The 17,125-nt window shown below is 60.7% G+C and carries 20 protein-coding genes; 12 read left to right on the top strand and 8 right to left on the bottom strand.

Annotated features, from left to right (window positions below):
• Positions 1 to 74: 74 nt before the first annotated feature.
• A complete protein-coding gene (locus AB5Y64_RS13570; protein ID WP_039039525.1) occupies positions 75 to 1,403 on the bottom strand; it encodes an aspartate aminotransferase family protein in 1,329 nt (442 codons plus the stop codon).
• Between the two features lie 171 nt (positions 1,404 to 1,574).
• Between AB5Y64_RS13570 and AB5Y64_RS13565 the strand changes: the two genes are divergently transcribed.
• The 6 genes from AB5Y64_RS13565 (at position 1,575) to AB5Y64_RS13540 (ending at position 6,767) form a co-directional block, all read left to right on the top strand.
• On the top strand, positions 1,575 to 2,117 hold the full coding sequence (locus tag AB5Y64_RS13565) for a cupin domain-containing protein (protein WP_010672493.1): 543 nt from the start codon (positions 1,575 to 1,577) through the stop codon (positions 2,115 to 2,117).
• Between the two features lie 251 nt (positions 2,118 to 2,368).
• Positions 2,369 to 3,865, top strand: coding sequence for an aldehyde dehydrogenase (locus tag AB5Y64_RS13560; RefSeq protein WP_039039526.1), 1,497 nt, complete (start codon positions 2,369 to 2,371; stop codon positions 3,863 to 3,865).
• A gap of 125 nt (positions 3,866 to 3,990) precedes the next feature.
• Entirely contained in the window at positions 3,991 to 4,164 is a 174-nt protein-coding gene (locus tag AB5Y64_RS13555) for a hypothetical protein (protein ID WP_010672491.1), read from the top strand.
• A 122-nt stretch (positions 4,165 to 4,286) separates the two neighbouring features.
• On the top strand, positions 4,287 to 5,183 hold the full coding sequence (gene rarD, locus AB5Y64_RS13550; RefSeq protein WP_039039527.1) for an EamA family transporter RarD: 897 nt from the start codon (positions 4,287 to 4,289) through the stop codon (positions 5,181 to 5,183).
• A gap of 56 nt (positions 5,184 to 5,239) precedes the next feature.
• Complete coding sequence (locus AB5Y64_RS13545) at positions 5,240 to 6,043, top strand: AraC family transcriptional regulator (RefSeq protein WP_010672489.1); 804 nt, start codon at positions 5,240 to 5,242, stop codon at positions 6,041 to 6,043.
• A gap of 85 nt (positions 6,044 to 6,128) precedes the next feature.
• The gene (locus tag AB5Y64_RS13540) at positions 6,129 to 6,767 is read left to right on the top strand and encodes a LysE family translocator (RefSeq protein WP_039039528.1); all 639 of its coding nucleotides are present in this window, start codon (positions 6,129 to 6,131) and stop codon (positions 6,765 to 6,767) included.
• 53 nt (positions 6,768 to 6,820) lie between these two features.
• On the opposite strand, the gene AB5Y64_RS13535 is transcribed toward AB5Y64_RS13540, so the two are convergent.
• Positions 6,821 to 7,486, bottom strand: a complete 666-nt coding sequence (locus AB5Y64_RS13535; RefSeq protein WP_039039529.1) for a chromophore lyase CpcT/CpeT — start codon at positions 7,484 to 7,486, stop codon at positions 6,821 to 6,823.
• A gap of 142 nt (positions 7,487 to 7,628) precedes the next feature.
• Complete coding sequence (gene eamB / locus AB5Y64_RS13530) at positions 7,629 to 8,216, bottom strand: cysteine/O-acetylserine transporter (protein ID WP_039039530.1); 588 nt, start codon at positions 8,214 to 8,216, stop codon at positions 7,629 to 7,631.
• A gap of 104 nt (positions 8,217 to 8,320) precedes the next feature.
• Between eamB and AB5Y64_RS13525 the strand changes: the two genes are divergently transcribed.
• From AB5Y64_RS13525 to AB5Y64_RS13515, 3 genes are all read left to right on the top strand, one after another.
• Positions 8,321 to 9,268 carry a LysR family transcriptional regulator gene (locus AB5Y64_RS13525; RefSeq protein ID WP_080769943.1) on the top strand — a complete coding sequence of 316 codons (948 nt, stop codon included), beginning with the start codon at positions 8,321 to 8,323 and terminating at the stop codon, positions 9,266 to 9,268.
• A 92-nt stretch (positions 9,269 to 9,360) separates the two neighbouring features.
• Positions 9,361 to 9,810, top strand: coding sequence for an SRPBCC family protein (locus AB5Y64_RS13520; protein WP_039039531.1), 450 nt, complete (start codon positions 9,361 to 9,363; stop codon positions 9,808 to 9,810).
• Between the two features lie 127 nt (positions 9,811 to 9,937).
• Positions 9,938 to 10,594 carry a DUF3313 domain-containing protein gene (locus AB5Y64_RS13515; RefSeq protein WP_039039532.1) on the top strand — a complete coding sequence of 219 codons (657 nt, stop codon included), beginning with the start codon at positions 9,938 to 9,940 and terminating at the stop codon, positions 10,592 to 10,594.
• A 60-nt stretch (positions 10,595 to 10,654) separates the two neighbouring features.
• Here the strand turns inward: AB5Y64_RS13515 and AB5Y64_RS13510 are convergent, their stop codons facing one another.
• Entirely contained in the window at positions 10,655 to 11,155 is a 501-nt protein-coding gene (locus AB5Y64_RS13510; protein ID WP_039039533.1) for a DUF1993 domain-containing protein, read from the bottom strand.
• Positions 11,156 to 11,445: 290 nt separating this feature from the next.
• Between AB5Y64_RS13510 and ydfZ the strand changes: the two genes are divergently transcribed.
• Positions 11,446 to 11,643 (top strand): putative selenium delivery protein YdfZ, encoded by a 198-nt coding sequence (gene ydfZ, locus AB5Y64_RS13505; protein ID WP_039039534.1) that lies wholly within the window; start codon positions 11,446 to 11,448, stop codon positions 11,641 to 11,643.
• Between the two features lie 104 nt (positions 11,644 to 11,747).
• On the opposite strand, the gene AB5Y64_RS13500 is transcribed toward ydfZ, so the two are convergent.
• A complete protein-coding gene (locus AB5Y64_RS13500; RefSeq protein ID WP_039039535.1) occupies positions 11,748 to 12,089 on the bottom strand; it encodes an SH3 domain-containing protein in 342 nt (113 codons plus the stop codon).
• 237 nt (positions 12,090 to 12,326) lie between these two features.
• On the opposite strand from AB5Y64_RS13500, the gene AB5Y64_RS13495 reads away from it, so the two are divergent.
• Both AB5Y64_RS13495 and AB5Y64_RS13490 read left to right on the top strand, forming a co-directional pair.
• A complete protein-coding gene (locus AB5Y64_RS13495; RefSeq protein ID WP_039039536.1) occupies positions 12,327 to 13,112 on the top strand; it encodes a hypothetical protein in 786 nt (261 codons plus the stop codon).
• 287 nt (positions 13,113 to 13,399) lie between these two features.
• The gene (locus AB5Y64_RS13490; RefSeq protein ID WP_039039537.1) at positions 13,400 to 14,293 is read left to right on the top strand and encodes a LysR family transcriptional regulator; all 894 of its coding nucleotides are present in this window, start codon (positions 13,400 to 13,402) and stop codon (positions 14,291 to 14,293) included.
• Positions 14,294 to 14,409: 116 nt separating this feature from the next.
• Here the strand turns inward: AB5Y64_RS13490 and AB5Y64_RS13485 are convergent, their stop codons facing one another.
• The 3 genes from AB5Y64_RS13485 to AB5Y64_RS13475 all read right to left on the bottom strand — a co-directional run bounded on the left by AB5Y64_RS13485 (position 14,410) and on the right by AB5Y64_RS13475 (position 17,113).
• Complete coding sequence (locus tag AB5Y64_RS13485; protein WP_080769944.1) at positions 14,410 to 14,922, bottom strand: hypothetical protein; 513 nt, start codon at positions 14,920 to 14,922, stop codon at positions 14,410 to 14,412.
• A gap of 597 nt (positions 14,923 to 15,519) precedes the next feature.
• Positions 15,520 to 16,371, bottom strand: coding sequence for a hypothetical protein (locus tag AB5Y64_RS13480; protein WP_152610174.1), 852 nt, complete (start codon positions 16,369 to 16,371; stop codon positions 15,520 to 15,522).
• A gap of 19 nt (positions 16,372 to 16,390) precedes the next feature.
• Positions 16,391 to 17,113: a hypothetical protein gene (locus tag AB5Y64_RS13475; RefSeq protein ID WP_152610175.1), complete on the bottom strand. Its 723-nt coding sequence runs from the start codon at positions 17,111 to 17,113 to the stop codon at positions 16,391 to 16,393.
• Positions 17,114 to 17,125: the final 12 nt, after the last annotated feature.

Genomic DNA, 17,125 nt, shown 5'->3' with positions numbered 1-17,125 from the left:
TCCTCCCCTCGCCGCGCCGGGGCAGCACAGGGGGATGACGCCCGGGACGAGCGCCATCCTGTGTGATGTGGGGGTCAGTCCTGGGCCTGCAGGGCGTCCTGCAGCAGGGTGAAGAGATCGTCGATCTGGCTGCGCTCGATGATGAGGGGCGGCGAAAGGGCGATGATGTCGCCGGTCACCCGGATCAGCGCCCCCTTCTCGAAACAGCGCACGAACACCTCGTAGGCCCGCTTGCCCGGCGCATCGGGCATGGGTTCGAGCTCAATGCCCGCCACCAGGCCGTAGTTGCGCACGTCTTTCACGTGCTTGCAGCCCTTGAGGGAATGGGCCGCCTCCTCCCAGTAGCCCGCCAGCTCGGCCGCCCGGGTCAGCAGATTTTCGTTGCGATAGATCTCGAGGGTCGCCAGACCCGCCGCCGCCGCCACCGGGTGGCCCGAGTAGGTGTAGCCGTGGAACAGCTCGATGGCCCCCTTGCCCGCCGCCATCATGTCGTCATAGATATGGTTTTGCACCAGCACGGCCCCCATGGGGATGGCGCCGTTGGTGAGCCCCTTGGCGCAGGTGATCATGTCGGGGATGACGTCGAACTCCTGGGCGGCGAAGGGGGAGCCGAGGCGGCCGAAACCGGTGATCACCTCGTCAAAAATCAGCAGGATGCCGTGTTTGGTACAGATCTCCCGCAGCCGCTTGAGATAGCCCTTGGGGGGCATGATGACCCCGGTGCTGCCGGCGATGGGCTCGACGATGACCGCCGCGATGTTGCTGGCGTCGTGCAGGAAGACAATCTTCTCCAGTTCATCGGCCAGGGTGAGGTCTTCTGCTGGCAATCCCTTGGTGAACGCATTTTTCCCTATATTGAGGGTGTGGGGCAGATGATCCACCCCGGTCAGCAGGGAGCCGAACCACTTGCGGTTGCCGGGAATGCCCCCCACCGAGATGCCGCCAAAACCCACCCCGTGGTAGCCGCGCTCGCGGCCGATGAGCCGGGTACGGGTCCCCTGGCCGCGAGCCCGCTGCCAGGCCAGCGCAATCTTGAGCGCGGTGTCCACGGACTCCGATCCGGAGTTGGTATAGAAGACGTGACCGAATCCCTTGGGGGCGATCTCCACCAGCCGGTTGGCCAGCTCGAACGGCAGGGGGTGGCCCATCTGGAAGGTGGGGGCAAAATCGAGGTGGGAGATCTGCTGGGAGACCGCCTCGGCGATCTCACGCCGACCATGGCCTGCGTTGCAACACCAGAGTCCGGCAGTGCCATCCAGTATCTTGCGGCCATCCTCTGAGTGATAATACATCCCCTCTGCCGACTTCAGGATGCGCGGCGCCGCCTTGAACTGCTGGTTGGCGGTGAACGGCATCCAGAATGCGGACATGTCGGGGGTATTGATGTCGCTGACAGGTTTCATGGTCACCTCATCCTTAAGGCGTTTAGTAACACCCGGCTCATGCCTATTAAATTAAACACCTGAATCCATAAAAAAGGGCTTTTATCGCCCGGCTTGGTGTCACCCCTCAGGGGTGGTATAAGATATTTAACACAATTTTAATAATAGTAAACAGTCAAGGAGTGTCTATCGATGGATATCGGTCACCGCCTCAAGGCGGTTCGCACCAAGGCGGCCCTCTCCCAGCGCGAGCTGGCAAAACGCTCCGGTGTGACCAACGGCTTTATCTCCCAGATCGAGAAAAATCAGGTGAGCCCCTCGGTGGCCTCCCTGCGCAAGGTGCTGGAAGGCATCCCCATGTCATTGGCCAGCTTCTTCACCGACGAGACGGAGATGGATTCCGAGGTGATCTTCCGTGCGGACGACATGCCGGATCTCGGCACCCACCCCATCAGCTACCGTCTGGTGGGTCACAGCCGCGCCAACCGCGCCATCGGCATGATGCAGGAGATACTGCCCCCGGGCGCCGACACCGGTGACGACATGCTGAGTCACGAAGGGGAAGAGTGCGGCATCGTCATCCGGGGTCAGGTGGAAGTCACCGTGGGCGAGCAGGTTCACCTGCTGGCACCGGGGGATGGCTACTACTTCGACAGCCGCACTCCCCACCGTTTTCGCAACGTGGGGGATCAGGAGTGCGTGCTGATCTCGGCCAACACGCCCGCCAGCTTCTGACGGGCCTTCTCCCGGAACAGCCCGCCGGGATCCCCCCCTGCCCGGCCCGGGGATCAGGCCCGCGACACGGGCTCCCGCCCCGCCGCGCGACCCCCGACACCACAGGCCAGGGCGCCCGGTGTGACCCGCCGTTGGCCCGGGTTGTTCGGGAACAGTGTTTAATGAATTGTTACAAGATGGATTTACAAGCGGCAGGATGTTTAGCATATTGATACGCGGAGACTGACTTTCTGCCGGTTCAAGGAGTGAACATGAGTGACCTGACCCTGGCCCAGTGGCAACACAAGGCCGCCCATCTGACCCTGCCCTCGCAAGCCTTTATCGACGGCACCTACCGGGATGCCGTCAACGGCGCCACCTTCGATTGCATCAACCCGGCCAACGGCCAACTGCTGACCAGGGTCGCCTCCTGCGACGCCGCCGATGCCGAGCTGGCGGTCAAGGCGGCCCGTGCCGCCTTCGACGACAAGCGCTGGTGCGGCCTCTCTCCCAAGCAGCGCAAGCTCATCATGCAGCGCTTCGCCGAGCTGATGCGCCTGAACCTGGTGGAGCTGGCACTGCTGGAGTCGCTGGATATGGGCAAGCCCATCGGCGACGCCATGGGGTATGACGCCCCCGCCGCCGCGAACTGCATCGCCTGGAACGCCGAGGCGATAGACAAGATCTACGATCAGGTCGCCCCGGTGGAAGAGTCCGCCCTGGCCCTGGTGACCCGGGAGCCCCTCGGTGTCGTGGCTGCCATCGTGCCCTGGAACTTCCCCCTGGTGATGGCCTGCTGGAAGCTGGGCCCGGCGCTCGCCACCGGCAACTCGGTGATCCTCAAACCCTCCGAGAAATCCCCCCTCACCGCCCTGCGCATCGCGGGTCTGGCGAAAGAGGCGGGCATCCCCGACGGTGTCTTCAACGTGCTGCCGGGCTTTGGTCACACCGTGGGCGAGGCGCTGGCCATGCACATGGACGTCGACTGCATCACCTTCACCGGCTCCACCAAAATCGGCAAGCATCTGGTGCAGTGCTCCGGCAAGTCCAACCTCAAGCGCGCCTTTATGGAGTGCGGCGGCAAGAGCCCCAACATCGTGCTGGCGGATGCACCGGATCTGGATGCCGCCGCCAGAAGCGCCGTCGGCGCCATCTTCTACAACCAGGGGGAAGTGTGCACCGCCGCCTCCCGCCTGCTGGTGCAAAACAGCATCAAGCCCCAGTTCATGGAGCGGCTGCTGGCCCACGCCCGCGAATGGATCTCGGCCAACCCGCTCGACCCCACCACCCGCATCGGCGCCATGGTGGACCACATCCAGATGGAGCAGGTGCTCAACTACATCGCCATCGGCCAGCAGGAGGGCGCCAAGCTGCTGCTGGGGGGCAAGCGCACCCAGCCCGAGGAGGGCGGCTACTACATCGAACCCACCATCTTTGACGACGTGACCCCGACGATGCGCATCTTCCGCGAGGAGATCTTCGGCCCCGTGCTGGCGGTGACCGGCTTCGACACCCTGGAAGAGGCCATCGCCCTTGGCAACGACACCGACTACGGCCTGGCGGCCGCCATCTGGACGGCGGATCTCAACCAGGCGGTGAAGGGCTCCCGCGCCCTGCGCGCCGGCACCGTCTTCGTCAACAACTGGGATGGCGGCGACATGACCATGCCGTTTGGCGGCTTCAAGCAGTCCGGCAACGGGCGCGACAAGTCCCTGCACGCCCTGGAGAAGTACACCGAGCTGAAAAGCACCTGGATCCAGCTCGAATAACGTCATAAATGACGCTTATCAACAAAACAGGGGGGAGAAATCCCCCTTTCTCATTTTTACTCTTTTATCCCCTCGCTCAATCGATATAATCGTCAAATAGCAAGCCATTAAATTTAAAGATAAAAATGCTGTTTTTTCTGGGAAGTGTACTGTTTCTGGTGGTGGGACTGCCGCTGTTGTTCTTCGTGCTGGGTCAGGGGGAAGCCTATGTCACCTGGGGCCCCTGGATCTCCGCCATCGCCCTCATGCTGTGGCTGCTGATGGACGTGGAGAAGATCCGCCGCGGGGGCGGTCGCTGAAGTCGCTCCTGCTGTTAAAATCCCGTCAGACCCATTTATTGTCTTCTTTCCCTGCAAAAGGATCGCTACACTGACTTTTTGCGATGTTTCCCGACATCCGCACTCCAGTGAAGGTTATCCGCATGCAACAACAGATCCAGCGCCAGGGCGTCCTCTATGCCCTCGGCGCCTACACCCTTTGGGGCCTGGCACCCATCTACTTCAAGTCCCTCTCCGCCGTGCCGGCCGCCGAGATCCTGACCCACCGCATGATCTGGTCCTGCGCCCTGCTGATGGTGCTGGTGCTGCTCGGACGCCAGTGGCACAAGGTGCAGGCGGTGCTGCGCCAGCCCAAGGTGCTGCTCACCCTGGCCTTCACCTCCGTCACCGTCGGCGGCAACTGGCTGCTGTTCATCTGGGCCATCAACAACGGCCACATGCTGGATGCGAGCCTGGGCTACTACATCAACCCTCTGTTCAACGTGCTGCTCGGCATGGTGTTTCTGAGCGAGAAGCTGCGCCGCCTGCAGTGGTGGGCGGTAGGGCTCGCCTTTGTCGGTGTCGCCGTCCAGCTCATCGCCTTCGGTTCCCTGCCCTGGATAGCCCTGGTGCTGGCCTCGAGCTTCGCCATCTACGGCCTCATTCGCAAGAAACTGGCCCTGGACGCCCTCACCGGCCTGCTCATCGAGACCCTGATCATGCTGCCGCCAGCCGCCTTCTATCTGTGGGGCATCGCCGACAGCCCCACCAGCCACCTCACCCAGAATGACTGGCACCTGAACCTGCTGCTCATCGCCGCGGGCGCCGTCACCACGGCCCCCCTGCTCTGCTTCACCGCGGCGGCCACCCGGCTCAAGCTCTCCACCCTGGGCTTCTTCCAGTACATAGGCCCCAGCCTGATGTTCATCCTGGCGGTGACCCTGTATGGCGAGGCGCTGGCGCTGGACAAGATGATCACCTTTGGCTGCATCTGGAGCGCCCTGGTGCTGTTCAGCCTGGATGGCCTGCGCAGCGGCAAGCGGCGCCAGGAGGTCGGCTGAGGCGCCAGCGCAATAATCTACAAGCCACGGGGCCGCTTTCGGGGTATCAATAGGGGATGAACGCACCCCAATCCCGCATCCACTACTGGCAATCCCGGCTGCTGCCGGGGGTTGAACTCTCCCACTCCCACCACAGGGAGTTCAGCTATGGCCGCCACGTGCATCTGGACTACCACATCGGTCTGGTGCAGCGGGGCGGCCAGAAGTTCATCCACAAGGGGAACAGCCACAACCTGGTGCGCGGCGAACTCTCCACCGTCAACCCGGACGAGATGCACGACGGCCTAAGCCTGCTGCCGGAAGGGTACGAAGTGCGGGTCTTCTCCATCGCCCCCGAGCAGCTGGCCCGCTGGCTGCCGGAGCACCCCGAGCCCTTTTTCCACCAGGGATTGCAGAGCCGCCCCGACCTCTATCAGGGCTTTGCCCGACTGCACATGCACCTGGACGGCCCAGCCCCCGACGGCCTGCTGGCGGAGAGCCAGTTGCTGGCCCTGCTGGGCGAACTGTTCCGGCTCGCCCCCGAGCGCCACGCCCTGGCGGATCCCCAGCTCAGGTTCCTGCGCGACCATCTGCTGGCCCGGCTGGACGAGCGCCACACCCTGGAGGACCTGGCCGCCCTGTTCGGGCTGGATCGCTTCGCCTTCCTCCGTCAGTTCAAGAAGAAGACCGGCATGACCCCCTATGCCTGGCTCAAGCGGCTACGCCTCGAACAGGGCAAGCGCCTGCTCGGCAGCGGTCTGCCGGTGAGCGAGGTGGCACTGGCGGTGGGCTTCTTCGATCAGAGCCACTTCCACCACGGTTTCCGTCAGGCCTTCGGGCTCACCCCGGCGGAGTATCGCCAGCAGATGCTGCCCGCCTGAATCACCGCTGCTGCAATCTTTTACAATCTCCCGTCCCCCGTCCTGCCCCATGCTGTCACCTCCATACCGCTGTCGGAGGTCTTTTATGTTCACCAGCCTGTTTCTGACCCTGGGTCTCGTCCACCTCGTCGCCCTGGCGAGCCCGGGCCCGGATTTCGCACTCATCCTGCGCACCAGCCTGCACAGGCCCACCGCCCTCGGAGCGGCCCTTGGCATCGCCCTTGCCATCCTGCTCCACGCCACCCTCAGTCTCACCGGCATCAGCCTGCTGATCGCAAGCCAGCCCTGGCTCTTTCTCACCGTGAAACTGGTGGGTGCCCTCTATCTGGGCTGGCTGGGCTGGGGGGCGCTGAAAGCGGCCTGGCAGGGAAGCGGGGATCTGGCGCTGCGCGCCGGAGGCGAGCGGCCGGGCTGGCGCAAGGGGGTGAAGAGCGGGCTGGCCACCAATCTGCTCAACCCCAAGGCGATGCTGTTCTTCATGGGGCTGCTGGCCGCCATGGTGACACCCCAGGTGGATGGCCTGACCCGGGGATTGCTGATCCTGGAGCTGTTCCTGCTCTCCCTCGTCTGGTTCAGCGCCCTGGCCTGGAGCCTCTCCACCCCCCGCGCCCAGCACCTGCTCGGCCGCATCCAGCGCCCGCTCAACCTGATGACGGGCCTGCTGTTTGGCGCGGTCAGCCTCTCCATCCTGGTGGATCTGCAAGGGCACTGGCCGGCGGCCTGACCGGCACGTCCTTGTTGGCGGCAAGCAGGGAGGGGCCTTGACGGACGGCGCGACTACTCCCCGCGCCGCATCCCCTTGCGCAGGTAGACGTAACCCTCCCCCGGGCTGCCCCAGCGCTGATGGGCGCCGTTGTCATAGGCCCTGTCCAGCAACCGGACGCTGTCCGGGCCGATCCAGAGGTACTGCACCAGGGTGGTGGCACCGCCAAAATCGGTGGCGCAATGCCCGACCCGGGTCTGTCCCTTGTACTCCCCGCCCGGCTGGCGGGTCAGCCAGATCTCGCACCCTGCGCGCAGGGAGAGTTGCTGGGGGGTGAGGGAGTCAAGCAGCTCGGGCCGACGCCAGGCGCCGGCAAAATCCGTGGCCCTCGGCATGGTCAGTTCAGCCATCAGGATGCGGCCATCGGGCAGGGAGGAGAAGCGGTAGATGCGCTGGCGAAACGGCCGCTGCGCCCGCTCGGTCAGAAACTGCTCCGCATAGACCCAGCGAAAGGGGCCCTCCCCGGGCCAGATCTCCACCAGCCGCAGCTCGGCACTGGTGAAGCGGGCATCGAAGGTGGCCTGCTCCTGGCTGGAAAACTCCCCCGAGAACCAGGAGAGCAGGGGCTCCAGCCTCCCCTGCGTGGCATGGGGGCCGGGGGCCGTCACGAAGGGGACGGGCGCCGCCCAGATCAGGCTGGCGTAAAACAGCCCCAGCAGGGCCGCCATCAGCTGTGTCATCGAATCCTTCCGAGTCGCTTGCATGGCGGCGATTATATGAGCGAACGGTGACAATAACCTCTATCTTGATCAACTCCTTGAAGAGAAAACGAAAAATCCTCTCTGCAGGCGAAAGGAGGCGACGCCCCCGGCCTGCGTTCCGTCAGATCAGCATCCGAAGCGCACAGTAAACCAACAAGCCCGCCAGCGTCAGGTTCAGAATGCGGCCGTGGCGCTGGAACAGGGGCTGCAGCAGATGACCCGCCAGGGCCCAGCAGAGGTTCCCCAGCGTGCCGATCAGCGCCAGCAGCAGGCTGACGCCCAGCACCCAGACGAATTCTGTGGTGTGGGGCAACACGAAGGTGGAGAGCGCCGTGATGCCGTATAGGATGATCTTCACGTTCACGAACTGCAGCCAGAAGCTGGTCCAGAAGCCGGGCAAGGCTCCATCTGTGCTCGACAGGTTGGAGCCGCTGGCCGCAATGCGCCAGGCCAGCCAGAGCACATAAGCCGCCCCGGCCCAGCTGAGCCAGCCAACCAGCGCGGGGGAGAGGCTGATGAGGGTGAAGGTGAACAGGGCACACAGCAGCATGATCAGCAGGAAGCCCGCACTCATGCCCGCCAGCACCCGGCTACTGCGGCGCAGACCATGCTGATTGGCGGCGCTCAGAGCCAGTATGTTGTTCGGTCCCGGCGTCATGGCCGTGATCAGGGTGTAAGTCAAAAATGCGCTGACAAGGGTCGTGGTCATGGTGTTTCTCCAAATGGGAGTGATACCTTAACGCGGCCATTGGCATCAAAAAATCGAATGTTTTAGCATTCTAAATTCAACCATTTCGATGAATTGGAGTCCCCATGGATTTGCGACGTCTCATTACCCTCAAGACGGTGATCGAGGAGGGCTCCTTCGTGAAGGCATCCCGCAAGCTCTGCTGCACCCAGTCGACGGTAACCTTCCATATCCAGCAGTTGGAGCAGGAACTTTCGCTACAACTGTTCGAAAAAATAGGGCGTCGCATGTGCCTGACCAAGGCCGGACAGAACATCATGCCGCATGTGCACGAGATGATCCGGGTGATGTCGGGTCTGCGCCAGGCGGCGCAGCAGGACGCCGAGCCGAGCGGCGAGCTCAGGGTCGCCATCGGCGAAACTCTGCTGGCCTACAAGATGCCGGCGGTGCTCGAGCGCTTCAAGCGGCTGGCTCCCGGGGTCCGACTGTCGCTCCGGTCCCTGAACTGCTACGTCATTCGCGATGCGCTGCTGGCGGACGAGGCCGATCTCGGTATCTTCTATCGGGTCGGCAACGATGCCGCCCTGCTGATGGAGAGCTTTGGCGAGCAACCCCTGGTGCTGGTAGCTTCCCCCGCCCTCAGCGGTGATATCGACTTCACCCGCCCGGATCAGCACCTGCCGGTCAGCTTCATCATCAACGAACCCCAGTGCATCTTCCGTCAGATTTTCGAGAGCACATTACGCCAGCGAGCCATCACTCTGGACGGCACCATAGAGCTGTGGAGCATAGAGAGCATCAAGCGCTGCGTGGCCAGCAACCTCGGCGTCTCCTTCCTGCCCCGCTTCGCCGTCGAGCGGGAGCTGAGTTCGGGGGAGCTGCAGGAGCTGCCCTTCTCCCCCACGCCCCTCGTCATCACGGCCCTGTGCGCCCACCACGCCAGCAAGTTTGTCAGCCCCGCCATGCGGGTGTTTATGGAGTGCGTGCAGACGTGCCTGACAGAGGAGGAGCCGCCAGCGGCAAATGCGGCCGCTCATGGCGACCAGGACGCGCGCCGCCTGATGACAACCTAGCCCTTCAATGGGAGCGCCACCACTCCTGACCCTCGGTTGTCCTTCCCCCGAGCGACTATCCTTGCTCGGATACAACCGAGAAGGAACCCAAGATGAGCACAGGAACAGTCACTCTGCATCGCGTACTCAAGGCCCCGCCACAGCGGGTATACCAGGCCTTTATCGAGCCGGACGCCCTGGCCAAATGGCTGCCCCCCCATGGCTTCACCTGCAAGGTGGCGGCGCTGGATGCCAGGGTCGGCGGCCAGTTCAGGATGTCGTTCACCCACTTCGCCAGCGGCCACACCCACGCCTTCGGCGGCGAGTATCTCGTGCTGGAGCCGGGCAAGCGCATCCGCTACACCGACCGCTTCGACGACCCCAACCTGCCGGGGGAGATGCAGGTCACCATCACCCTCACCCAGGTGCTGTGCGGCACCGATCTCGCCATCGAACAGGCGGGTATTCCGGCGGTCATCCCGGTGGAGATGTGCTACCTCGGCTGGCAGGAGTCCCTGATGCAGCTCGCCACCCTGGTGGAGCCCGAGATCCCCGCCGAGTGACCCGACACGGGGGCACCCCCGGTGGCCCCCGCACAGATACCCCTTGTGAGAGAGGGGCCTGATCAGGTATCTCTGTGGGCAGGGCGGGCTGCGTTCTTGCAGCGACCATCCACCGCCAGGAGCCCCCATGAAACGAGTCTTGATGATGACCATGGCTGCCGCCCTGCTGGGCGGGTGCGCCGTGAAGAACCAGGTCACCCACAGCCTGCAGGCGATTCCGCTGACGGCCTTCCAGCAGAGTGAAAGCAACCCCAACCAGCGCATCTACAAGGAGCCCGGCGTGGATCTGCGCCAGTACCACGCGGTACTGCTCGACCCCTTGCAATTCATCCGCCAGGAGAACGGCCAGTGGTATCTGCTGACCGCCAACGAGCAGAACGAGATCGGCCGCTACTACCACGCCACCTTCCAGCGGGAGCTGATGAGCCACGGCGTCAAGATGGCTACCGAACCCGGTCCCGGCGTGATGCGGGTGCAGGCGGCCATCACCAACTTCGACCTGACCCGGCCCGACCCCAAGCTGCGGGATCTGCTGCCCGCAAAGATCGCCATCAACGTCACCCGCGAGGTAATAGGCAAGGAGCCCTATCTGCTCAAGGTGGGCAGCATGGCCCAGTTGCTCGACGCCCAGAGCGGCAAGCTGCTGGTGCGGGTGATGGACGCTCGCGAGAGCCCGGACACCACCCACAAGGATTCCCCCATCACCGCCGAGGAGATGGAGAAGATGATCGATCAGTGGGCCGCAAGTCGCGCCAAACAACTGGCCGACAACCTGGGGCGCTGAGCCGGGCCGAAAACGACAAAGCCTGCCAGGGGGCAGGCTTTGTCGTCGCTGAAGCGCGGTTTATTGCAGGTTCAGACCACCCAGGTAATCCCGCTTGCCCAGATCCACCCCGGCCTGGCGCAGCAGGGCATAGGTCATGGTGAGGTGGAAGTAGAAGTTCGGGATGCCGTACTCGTGGACGCAGCTATGGCCGTCCATCCCCTTGCCACCGGCCCAGTAGGGGTAGTAGTGGCCGCTCGCGTACTGGCTGAAATCCGCCTCCAGCTTGCCTTGCAGGTAGGCGATAGTCTTGGCCACGTGGGCGCGCAGATCCGCCATGGTCTTGGGATCATCCCCCAGCACCGGCGGCTCGCTCAGGCTGGCGGTGGCCACCACGGCGCGGGCGCTGTCACAGCAGATCAGCACCTGCTTGCTCAGGGGCAGCATGTCGACGATGAGGCGCTCATTGAAGAAGTTGTCCACGTTGAATTTCTTCGCCTCGGCGTGGGCCTCGGCCTTGGCCAGACACTGGTCCAGGTTGGTCAGCATCTTGATGAACTGGGCTGCGATATCACGATTCATAATGCACTCTCGGTTGGTTGAAGGCAGTAAAACGAGCGGCTCCACTATAGCGCATCCCCCTTGCAGTTCGAGCCCGAGGGGATGAAAAGCGAGGGCGTCCTCCCTGCCCTGCGACAGGCGGTGGCGATCACCGGCGGGCAGCGAGACCAGAGCGCCGCGCCCCGTCGCCGCACCGAGTCCCTCTTTCCCCTTTTTTTGATCTGTGACAGGCATCTCGTTTTTCGAGGGGCGTAGTCTGGAGCCCGTTGCCCCGGCACGGGCCGGGGCACCCATCCCACAAGGAGAATGCCATGAAGATCTACGATCGAAACCGCAATGTGCTGACCCTGGGCCAACGGGTGATGATTGCCGCCACTGGCGCAGTCGACACCCTCAAGGAGGCGCACACCGACAACCTGACCCCCTATCAGGCCGAGCATGAGAAGTGCGTGCTGCTGACGAACAGCCAGGAGCGCTACGCCCCCATCGAGTTGATTAGACTAGGCTGATCCCGTTTTCCGTCACCCTACTCTTTACAATTCACCCGGCCGCACGCCCCGTCGCTGGCCGGGTTTCTCTCTCCGCTCTACTCCTTCTCCGAGCCGCTGCCACCTTATGAGGGCGAGGCGATGCAGCTGGCCGGGATCCAGCCTGATTGCCCCGCTTCGTTGTGAACCCAGAGCCAGCCTGCCAGCTCCCGATCCACTCGAACCCGCTCCCCCACCGCCACATCCAGCTCCCGGGCGGTATAGTCCTGGCGCGCCTGCGCCTCCTCGGCGCTGATCGGGGTCAGCAGGGACAGGGGCGCCCACCCCTCGTTGCCGTCTGCGGTAAAGGTGCGCACCCAGCCCGGAAACTCGTCGTCCTCGTGGCCGATGCGCACCCGCTCTCCGGCCCGAAAGGCGATGGGATTGGGGTAGCAGGTGTGGTGCGCCATGGTGATCAACGCCAGCATTGTCTCGTCCTCCGACAGGTTCTGATGAGTAACGTCCAGAGTCATACCACAAGCAGGACCCCGTTGCGTCAACCGGGCTCACCCCCCCTGGCAGAGGGTGCTCTCCCCCAGGGCGGGCCGACGACCCTGATCCCCACGATTCATTACTGTCAGTGAATTTTCATATCATCCGAGTGTCATTTCAGTGAACACATCGCCGCCCTAGACTGCTTCTCGAACCTTAACGAGGAGTCTTGTATGAAACTCACCCCTATCCCGTTGCTGGCCGGCACCCTCGCCTCGGCCTTCTCTTTCAACACCTTCGCCGGTGACATCGTCTCGGTGCAGTTCAGCGATGGCCGCCCCGCCGTGACCGGAGTCGAGGCGGTCAACAACGCGCTCAACCCCATCGGCGTCAACGTGGTCACCGTCGACATCCCCGAGGCCGCCAGGCCGCTGCTTGAAGCCTCCCACCGCCGCGCGTTGACCAAAGCGGAGCACGGCGCCCTGATCTCGGCCTTCAACCTGAGTCAGGGGGAGCTGCTGGAGCAGGCCAGGCTCGCAGGGCGCGCGCCCGCGGTGCAAGGGGGCGGCGTCGCCACCGAGGAGACAGGCGTCGGCCCCTACCCCAAGGTCTATGACCTGATGGCGCTGGACGAGCGCACCCGCAGCGCCGTGCTCGGCAAATATGGCCGCATGCACGTCAACTCCGCCGAGGACGGCACCGACATCGACGAGGTGATGACGGTGGTCAGCGGCGGCCCCTTCCGCTGGGGCTTTACCCTCAAAGACGGCAGCATCGCCCGCTTCCAGATAGACAGGGTGGGCCTGGAGGACAAGGCCGTGCGGATCAGCTATCACGGGCTCGGCATGCACGCCGGGTTGATGGACGCAAAACAGGGGCTGCTGGTGGCCTTCGCCCACGGACCCAAAGCGTTCACCATGCGCTACCAGGCGGACGTGCCCCACGCGCAGCTGCTCGGCACCAACCCCTGGGCCGATGTCGGCATTACCCTGCCCCCCGCCCCCGGCAAGGTGCAGTAAGCCGGTGCGTGCCATCTGGCGGCGGGGCCCGGGCCCTGCCGCCTGCTTTTATGCCTGCTATGCCTGTCGTCACGGGCCGGGGTGTCCGGGGCTCATCGCCTCTCTTTCGTCTGCGTCTCTGCCGGGCCCGCCACGCCCCGGAGGGCCATGATCCGGGCCGCTCTACCGCGGGCAACTCTCTGTCTGGCGGGGGATGGGGGGTGGACACCCCGGGGATCCGCACTATTGTGATAAAAGTGCGCAATGATGGCGCCATCATTTACCAGTAGTGAATTAACGGGGGCAGGATGAACAAGATCACGGCGCTGAACGTCTTTCGCCGGGTGGTGGAAATGGGCACCTTCAGGGCGGCGGCGGACGACCTGCGCCTCTCCCAGGCGGCGGTCAGCAAGAACATTAACGAGCTGGAAGCCTTTCTCGGCATTGCGCTGATCAACCGCACCACCAGGCGACTTAGCGTCACCGAATCGGGCATGGCCTATTACGGCCAGATATGCGCCGTGCTGGACAGCCTGGAGGCCGCCGACCAGTCCATCATGGCCGCCTCCTTCACCCCCAGGGGCAGGCTGAGGATCGGCATGCCCATGTCCTACGGGCTGATCCGCCTCAACCCCCTTGTCTGCGCGTTCCAGCGCCGCTATCCGGAAATCGGCATCGAGGTGATCCTGAGCGACGCCTACATGGATCTGGTGGATCAGGGGCTGGATGTGGTGATCCGGGGGGCAGGCACCCTGGAGGACTCCACCCTGCGCGCCAAACCCCTGTGCGAGGTGCAGCGGGTGCTCTGCGCCGCCCCCGACTACCTGAAGGAGGCGGGCCAGCCCGCCCACCCGGCGGATCTCAAGGGCCACAACTGCCTGCGCTACAGCCTCTCCTCCTCCCCCAACAAGTGGTTCTTCACCCGGGACGCGGAGAGCGTGGCGGTGGAGCTGCCCCCCGCCCGCTTCTGCGCCAACAACGGCATCGCCCTGAAACAGGCGGCGGTGCAGGGGCTCGGGGTGATCCTGGTACCGGATGAATTCGTGTCGAACGACCTGTCGGACGGCACCCTGGTCAAACTGCTCCCCGACTGGCAACCCGACCCCCACGCCCTCTTCGCCGTCTACCCCTTCCACAAGGAGCAGTCCCGCAACGTACGGCTCTTTATCGAATTTCTCGTCAAGGCGTTTCAGTTGCGGTGAGCCCGACAGGCGGGAACCTGGAGTTTGTGCCTCTCGGCCACGATACCTGTATGCAGCGTGTAGGTTCGATTAGCGAAGCGTAATCGGACGATCGCGTCATCAATCGCCCCCTCTGGCTACTGTCCGTCGTCCAGGATGACGCCCCCTGCCTGTGTTGCCGATGTATCAGCAAATAGCCGCCTGCCAAGCTGGCGGATCAGCAGCAATGGCGCCAGCAGTGTGAGCAGCAGCCAGTGGGTGTGGGGCAGGATAAAGGTCCAGATGATCTCGTGGGGCAGCCAGGTCGACGCGGTTGCCGTCATAAAGGCGATGTCATAGGTCTGCCACAACCAGAGCCCGGCAAAGAGCGGCAGCAACAGCGGGCGGGGCGTCAGCAAAAACAGGGGCAAGAAAGCAGAGGCGAGCACAGCGCTAAACTCCAGCATGGCAGGGACCAGCTCGGCAAAGGTCCGCCCTTGGGAGAAACCGCTCCATTCGAGAGACGTATCCTCGGCCAGTGCAGGCCACCAGGAAGCGTATTGGAACAGGGTAAACGAAATCAGAAACAGCAGGCTGGTCAGCAACGCCAGCGCCGTTTTTCGCAAAAGCCAGCTCCCCATCCGGCGCAGTGTCGGCATCCACTTAGACATCAATGACTCCCATCTGGTGACGGGGCAGTATGCCTTGGCTGGTTTCAGCGTCAAAGCGGTACGCCATGTCCGTTAATTGTCGAAATATTGAATCCCGTCACATCAGCATCAACCTGAGCGGTTGCGTGCCAGCAAGGCTCCATGCGAACCTTTATTTGTCTTTCTTACAACCAAAACAGAGGGTGCGGGGCTGCCGCAGCTATCACAAGCCGGAGTACGATACCACCTAGACCCTCAGTGCCGAGGCGGGCAAAAACTGTTGAGTTTGGCAGGAGGTCAAGATGGGTCTGCTGATGGCACGTTCCAAGCCGAGTCAGGTCTGTGAAGAGGAGGGCAAGCAAGGGGTGATGGAGAGCAAGTTGGTTAAGTGATAGGCTGACGTTGTCGCGTATTATATAGGTGGTCGTGGATTAACTCGGCCATCTGTTGATATTTAGAGCAACCCACTCAAGCATGTTTACCTAATGTAAGTGGCAGATCGGCCAGAAGGGATTGGAATATTTCTTGACTGCATGCACGATAGTCTAGCCATCAACATTGACCAAGCGTTGTCGGGATACCAATAATGAAAATTTTAATCTGAGTTTTCGTTAACAATTATTCTTTAGAACTAAAGTACTCTAAATCTAGTAGATGGAAATCTCGTTCCATGCTCTTTGTAAATTCCGTGTCGGCAAGAATTTTGACAGATTTCAAGTTTATATTCAAGGTGGTTTTAAATGCACCACTTATCATCTCTATATGTTGTTGCTCAAACTTATCTTTGTACTTTCGCAGATTTACTTCCTGCTGTTCGGTATCAAAACAAAGTATAACATTGGCGTCATAAAATTTATCATCAGCCTGTTCATTAAATGGTATTGCATTAATATAAACACCACTAATTAAACTGTTGAACGTGTCATCATTCCATATTTTCTCAAAAATTTTCTTTGATTTACTTAGTCTATTGTTCCATGAGTCAGGGAAAACAGAACGAGTAATACGTGCCGCGCACCAACCTAAGACAATTTTTAAAAATTTTGGGGAGAGCGTTCGAGTTTTATCTATGTTCGAACGTAGTAGAGTGTCCCGTTTGACATGGCAAATTCCAATAGCTTGAGCCTCATAATGCTCAATGTTGCTACCGATGTTGACTGGTATTTGAATAACTCTTGGGTTTTTGCCGAATTTAAAATTTCCATTTTCATTATCTGCCTTCCATAGAAGGATAATTTGAGCCCATGGTTCACGAGAGAAATCCTCGTCAACAAGTGCGCAGTCGTAAGTTACTGGAACAAGGTAAATAGATTCCTTTTTCTCTACATAAGATAAAATCTCAGCGGGGATAATATCCTTAAGATGGGCGTTATCATTCAGGCTAATAAAAACCCCCCTGCTCCATCCAGATTTAATCCACCCCTCTCTGTTATGAGATTCGGAAGTTAAACATTCATGTGTAACAGACATCACTCCCCCCTTTGAGAACTTAACCTATTTCCAAGCTTTTTCTTACGGCTAGTCCATCAAATTTAACAAATAGACGATCATAACTTTCTAAAAGTTTTTCTTTATCCATTGGCTCTTCAATTAAGGCATTTTTAAGTATTGGATCAGAATATTTCCCAAAACTGAATAGGGCCAGATATTTACGATGTGGTTCTAGCATGTCTTCGTGAAGAACATCTAAGGCTTCAATTCTCTTGGCGATTCTCTCATGTACATTCTTTTTTGGATTTTTCTGCCAATCATATATAGTCTTTCTTTCAACATTAAGAACAGAAGCCCATTGAGCTATTTTTGAAAAACCAAAAGAATCTTTTAATGAAAAAGATTTTTTAATTATATTGTCGTCCAATGCATCCTTTTTTTCAGATGGCTGAACGGCTGCGTAGGTTTTATTTCCTATGCTCTTTTTTATAGCATTCTGTCCATAGCCATAATCTAGTTTTGGCGCAGATGAGGTCACTGGTATAACAGATGAACCTACCGCCAAAGTAATTATAAAAATACTTTTCTGGATAATGTGAGTGTATGAAGAAGTTTGTTGCTGCCGCACTCTTCTTGTAATATCCATGCTATTTGAACCGGTAAAAATATCTTTACCGATATCGAATGACTCAGTTTTACAAAATCCACCATTATGCATACCACTCTCCTCGTAAGGAATATGTCTTCCTCTTGGTGCTGTTGAGTAGTTGACGTATGCCATATTATCTCCGGT

The sequence above is a fragment of the Aeromonas sp. R5-1 genome, assembly GCF_040908265.1.
GTDB classification, from domain to species: domain Bacteria; phylum Pseudomonadota; class Gammaproteobacteria; order Enterobacterales; family Aeromonadaceae; genus Aeromonas; species Aeromonas caviae.
Note: the sequence above shows the minus strand (reverse complement) of the source record. Positions and strands in the feature narration are given on the sequence as shown.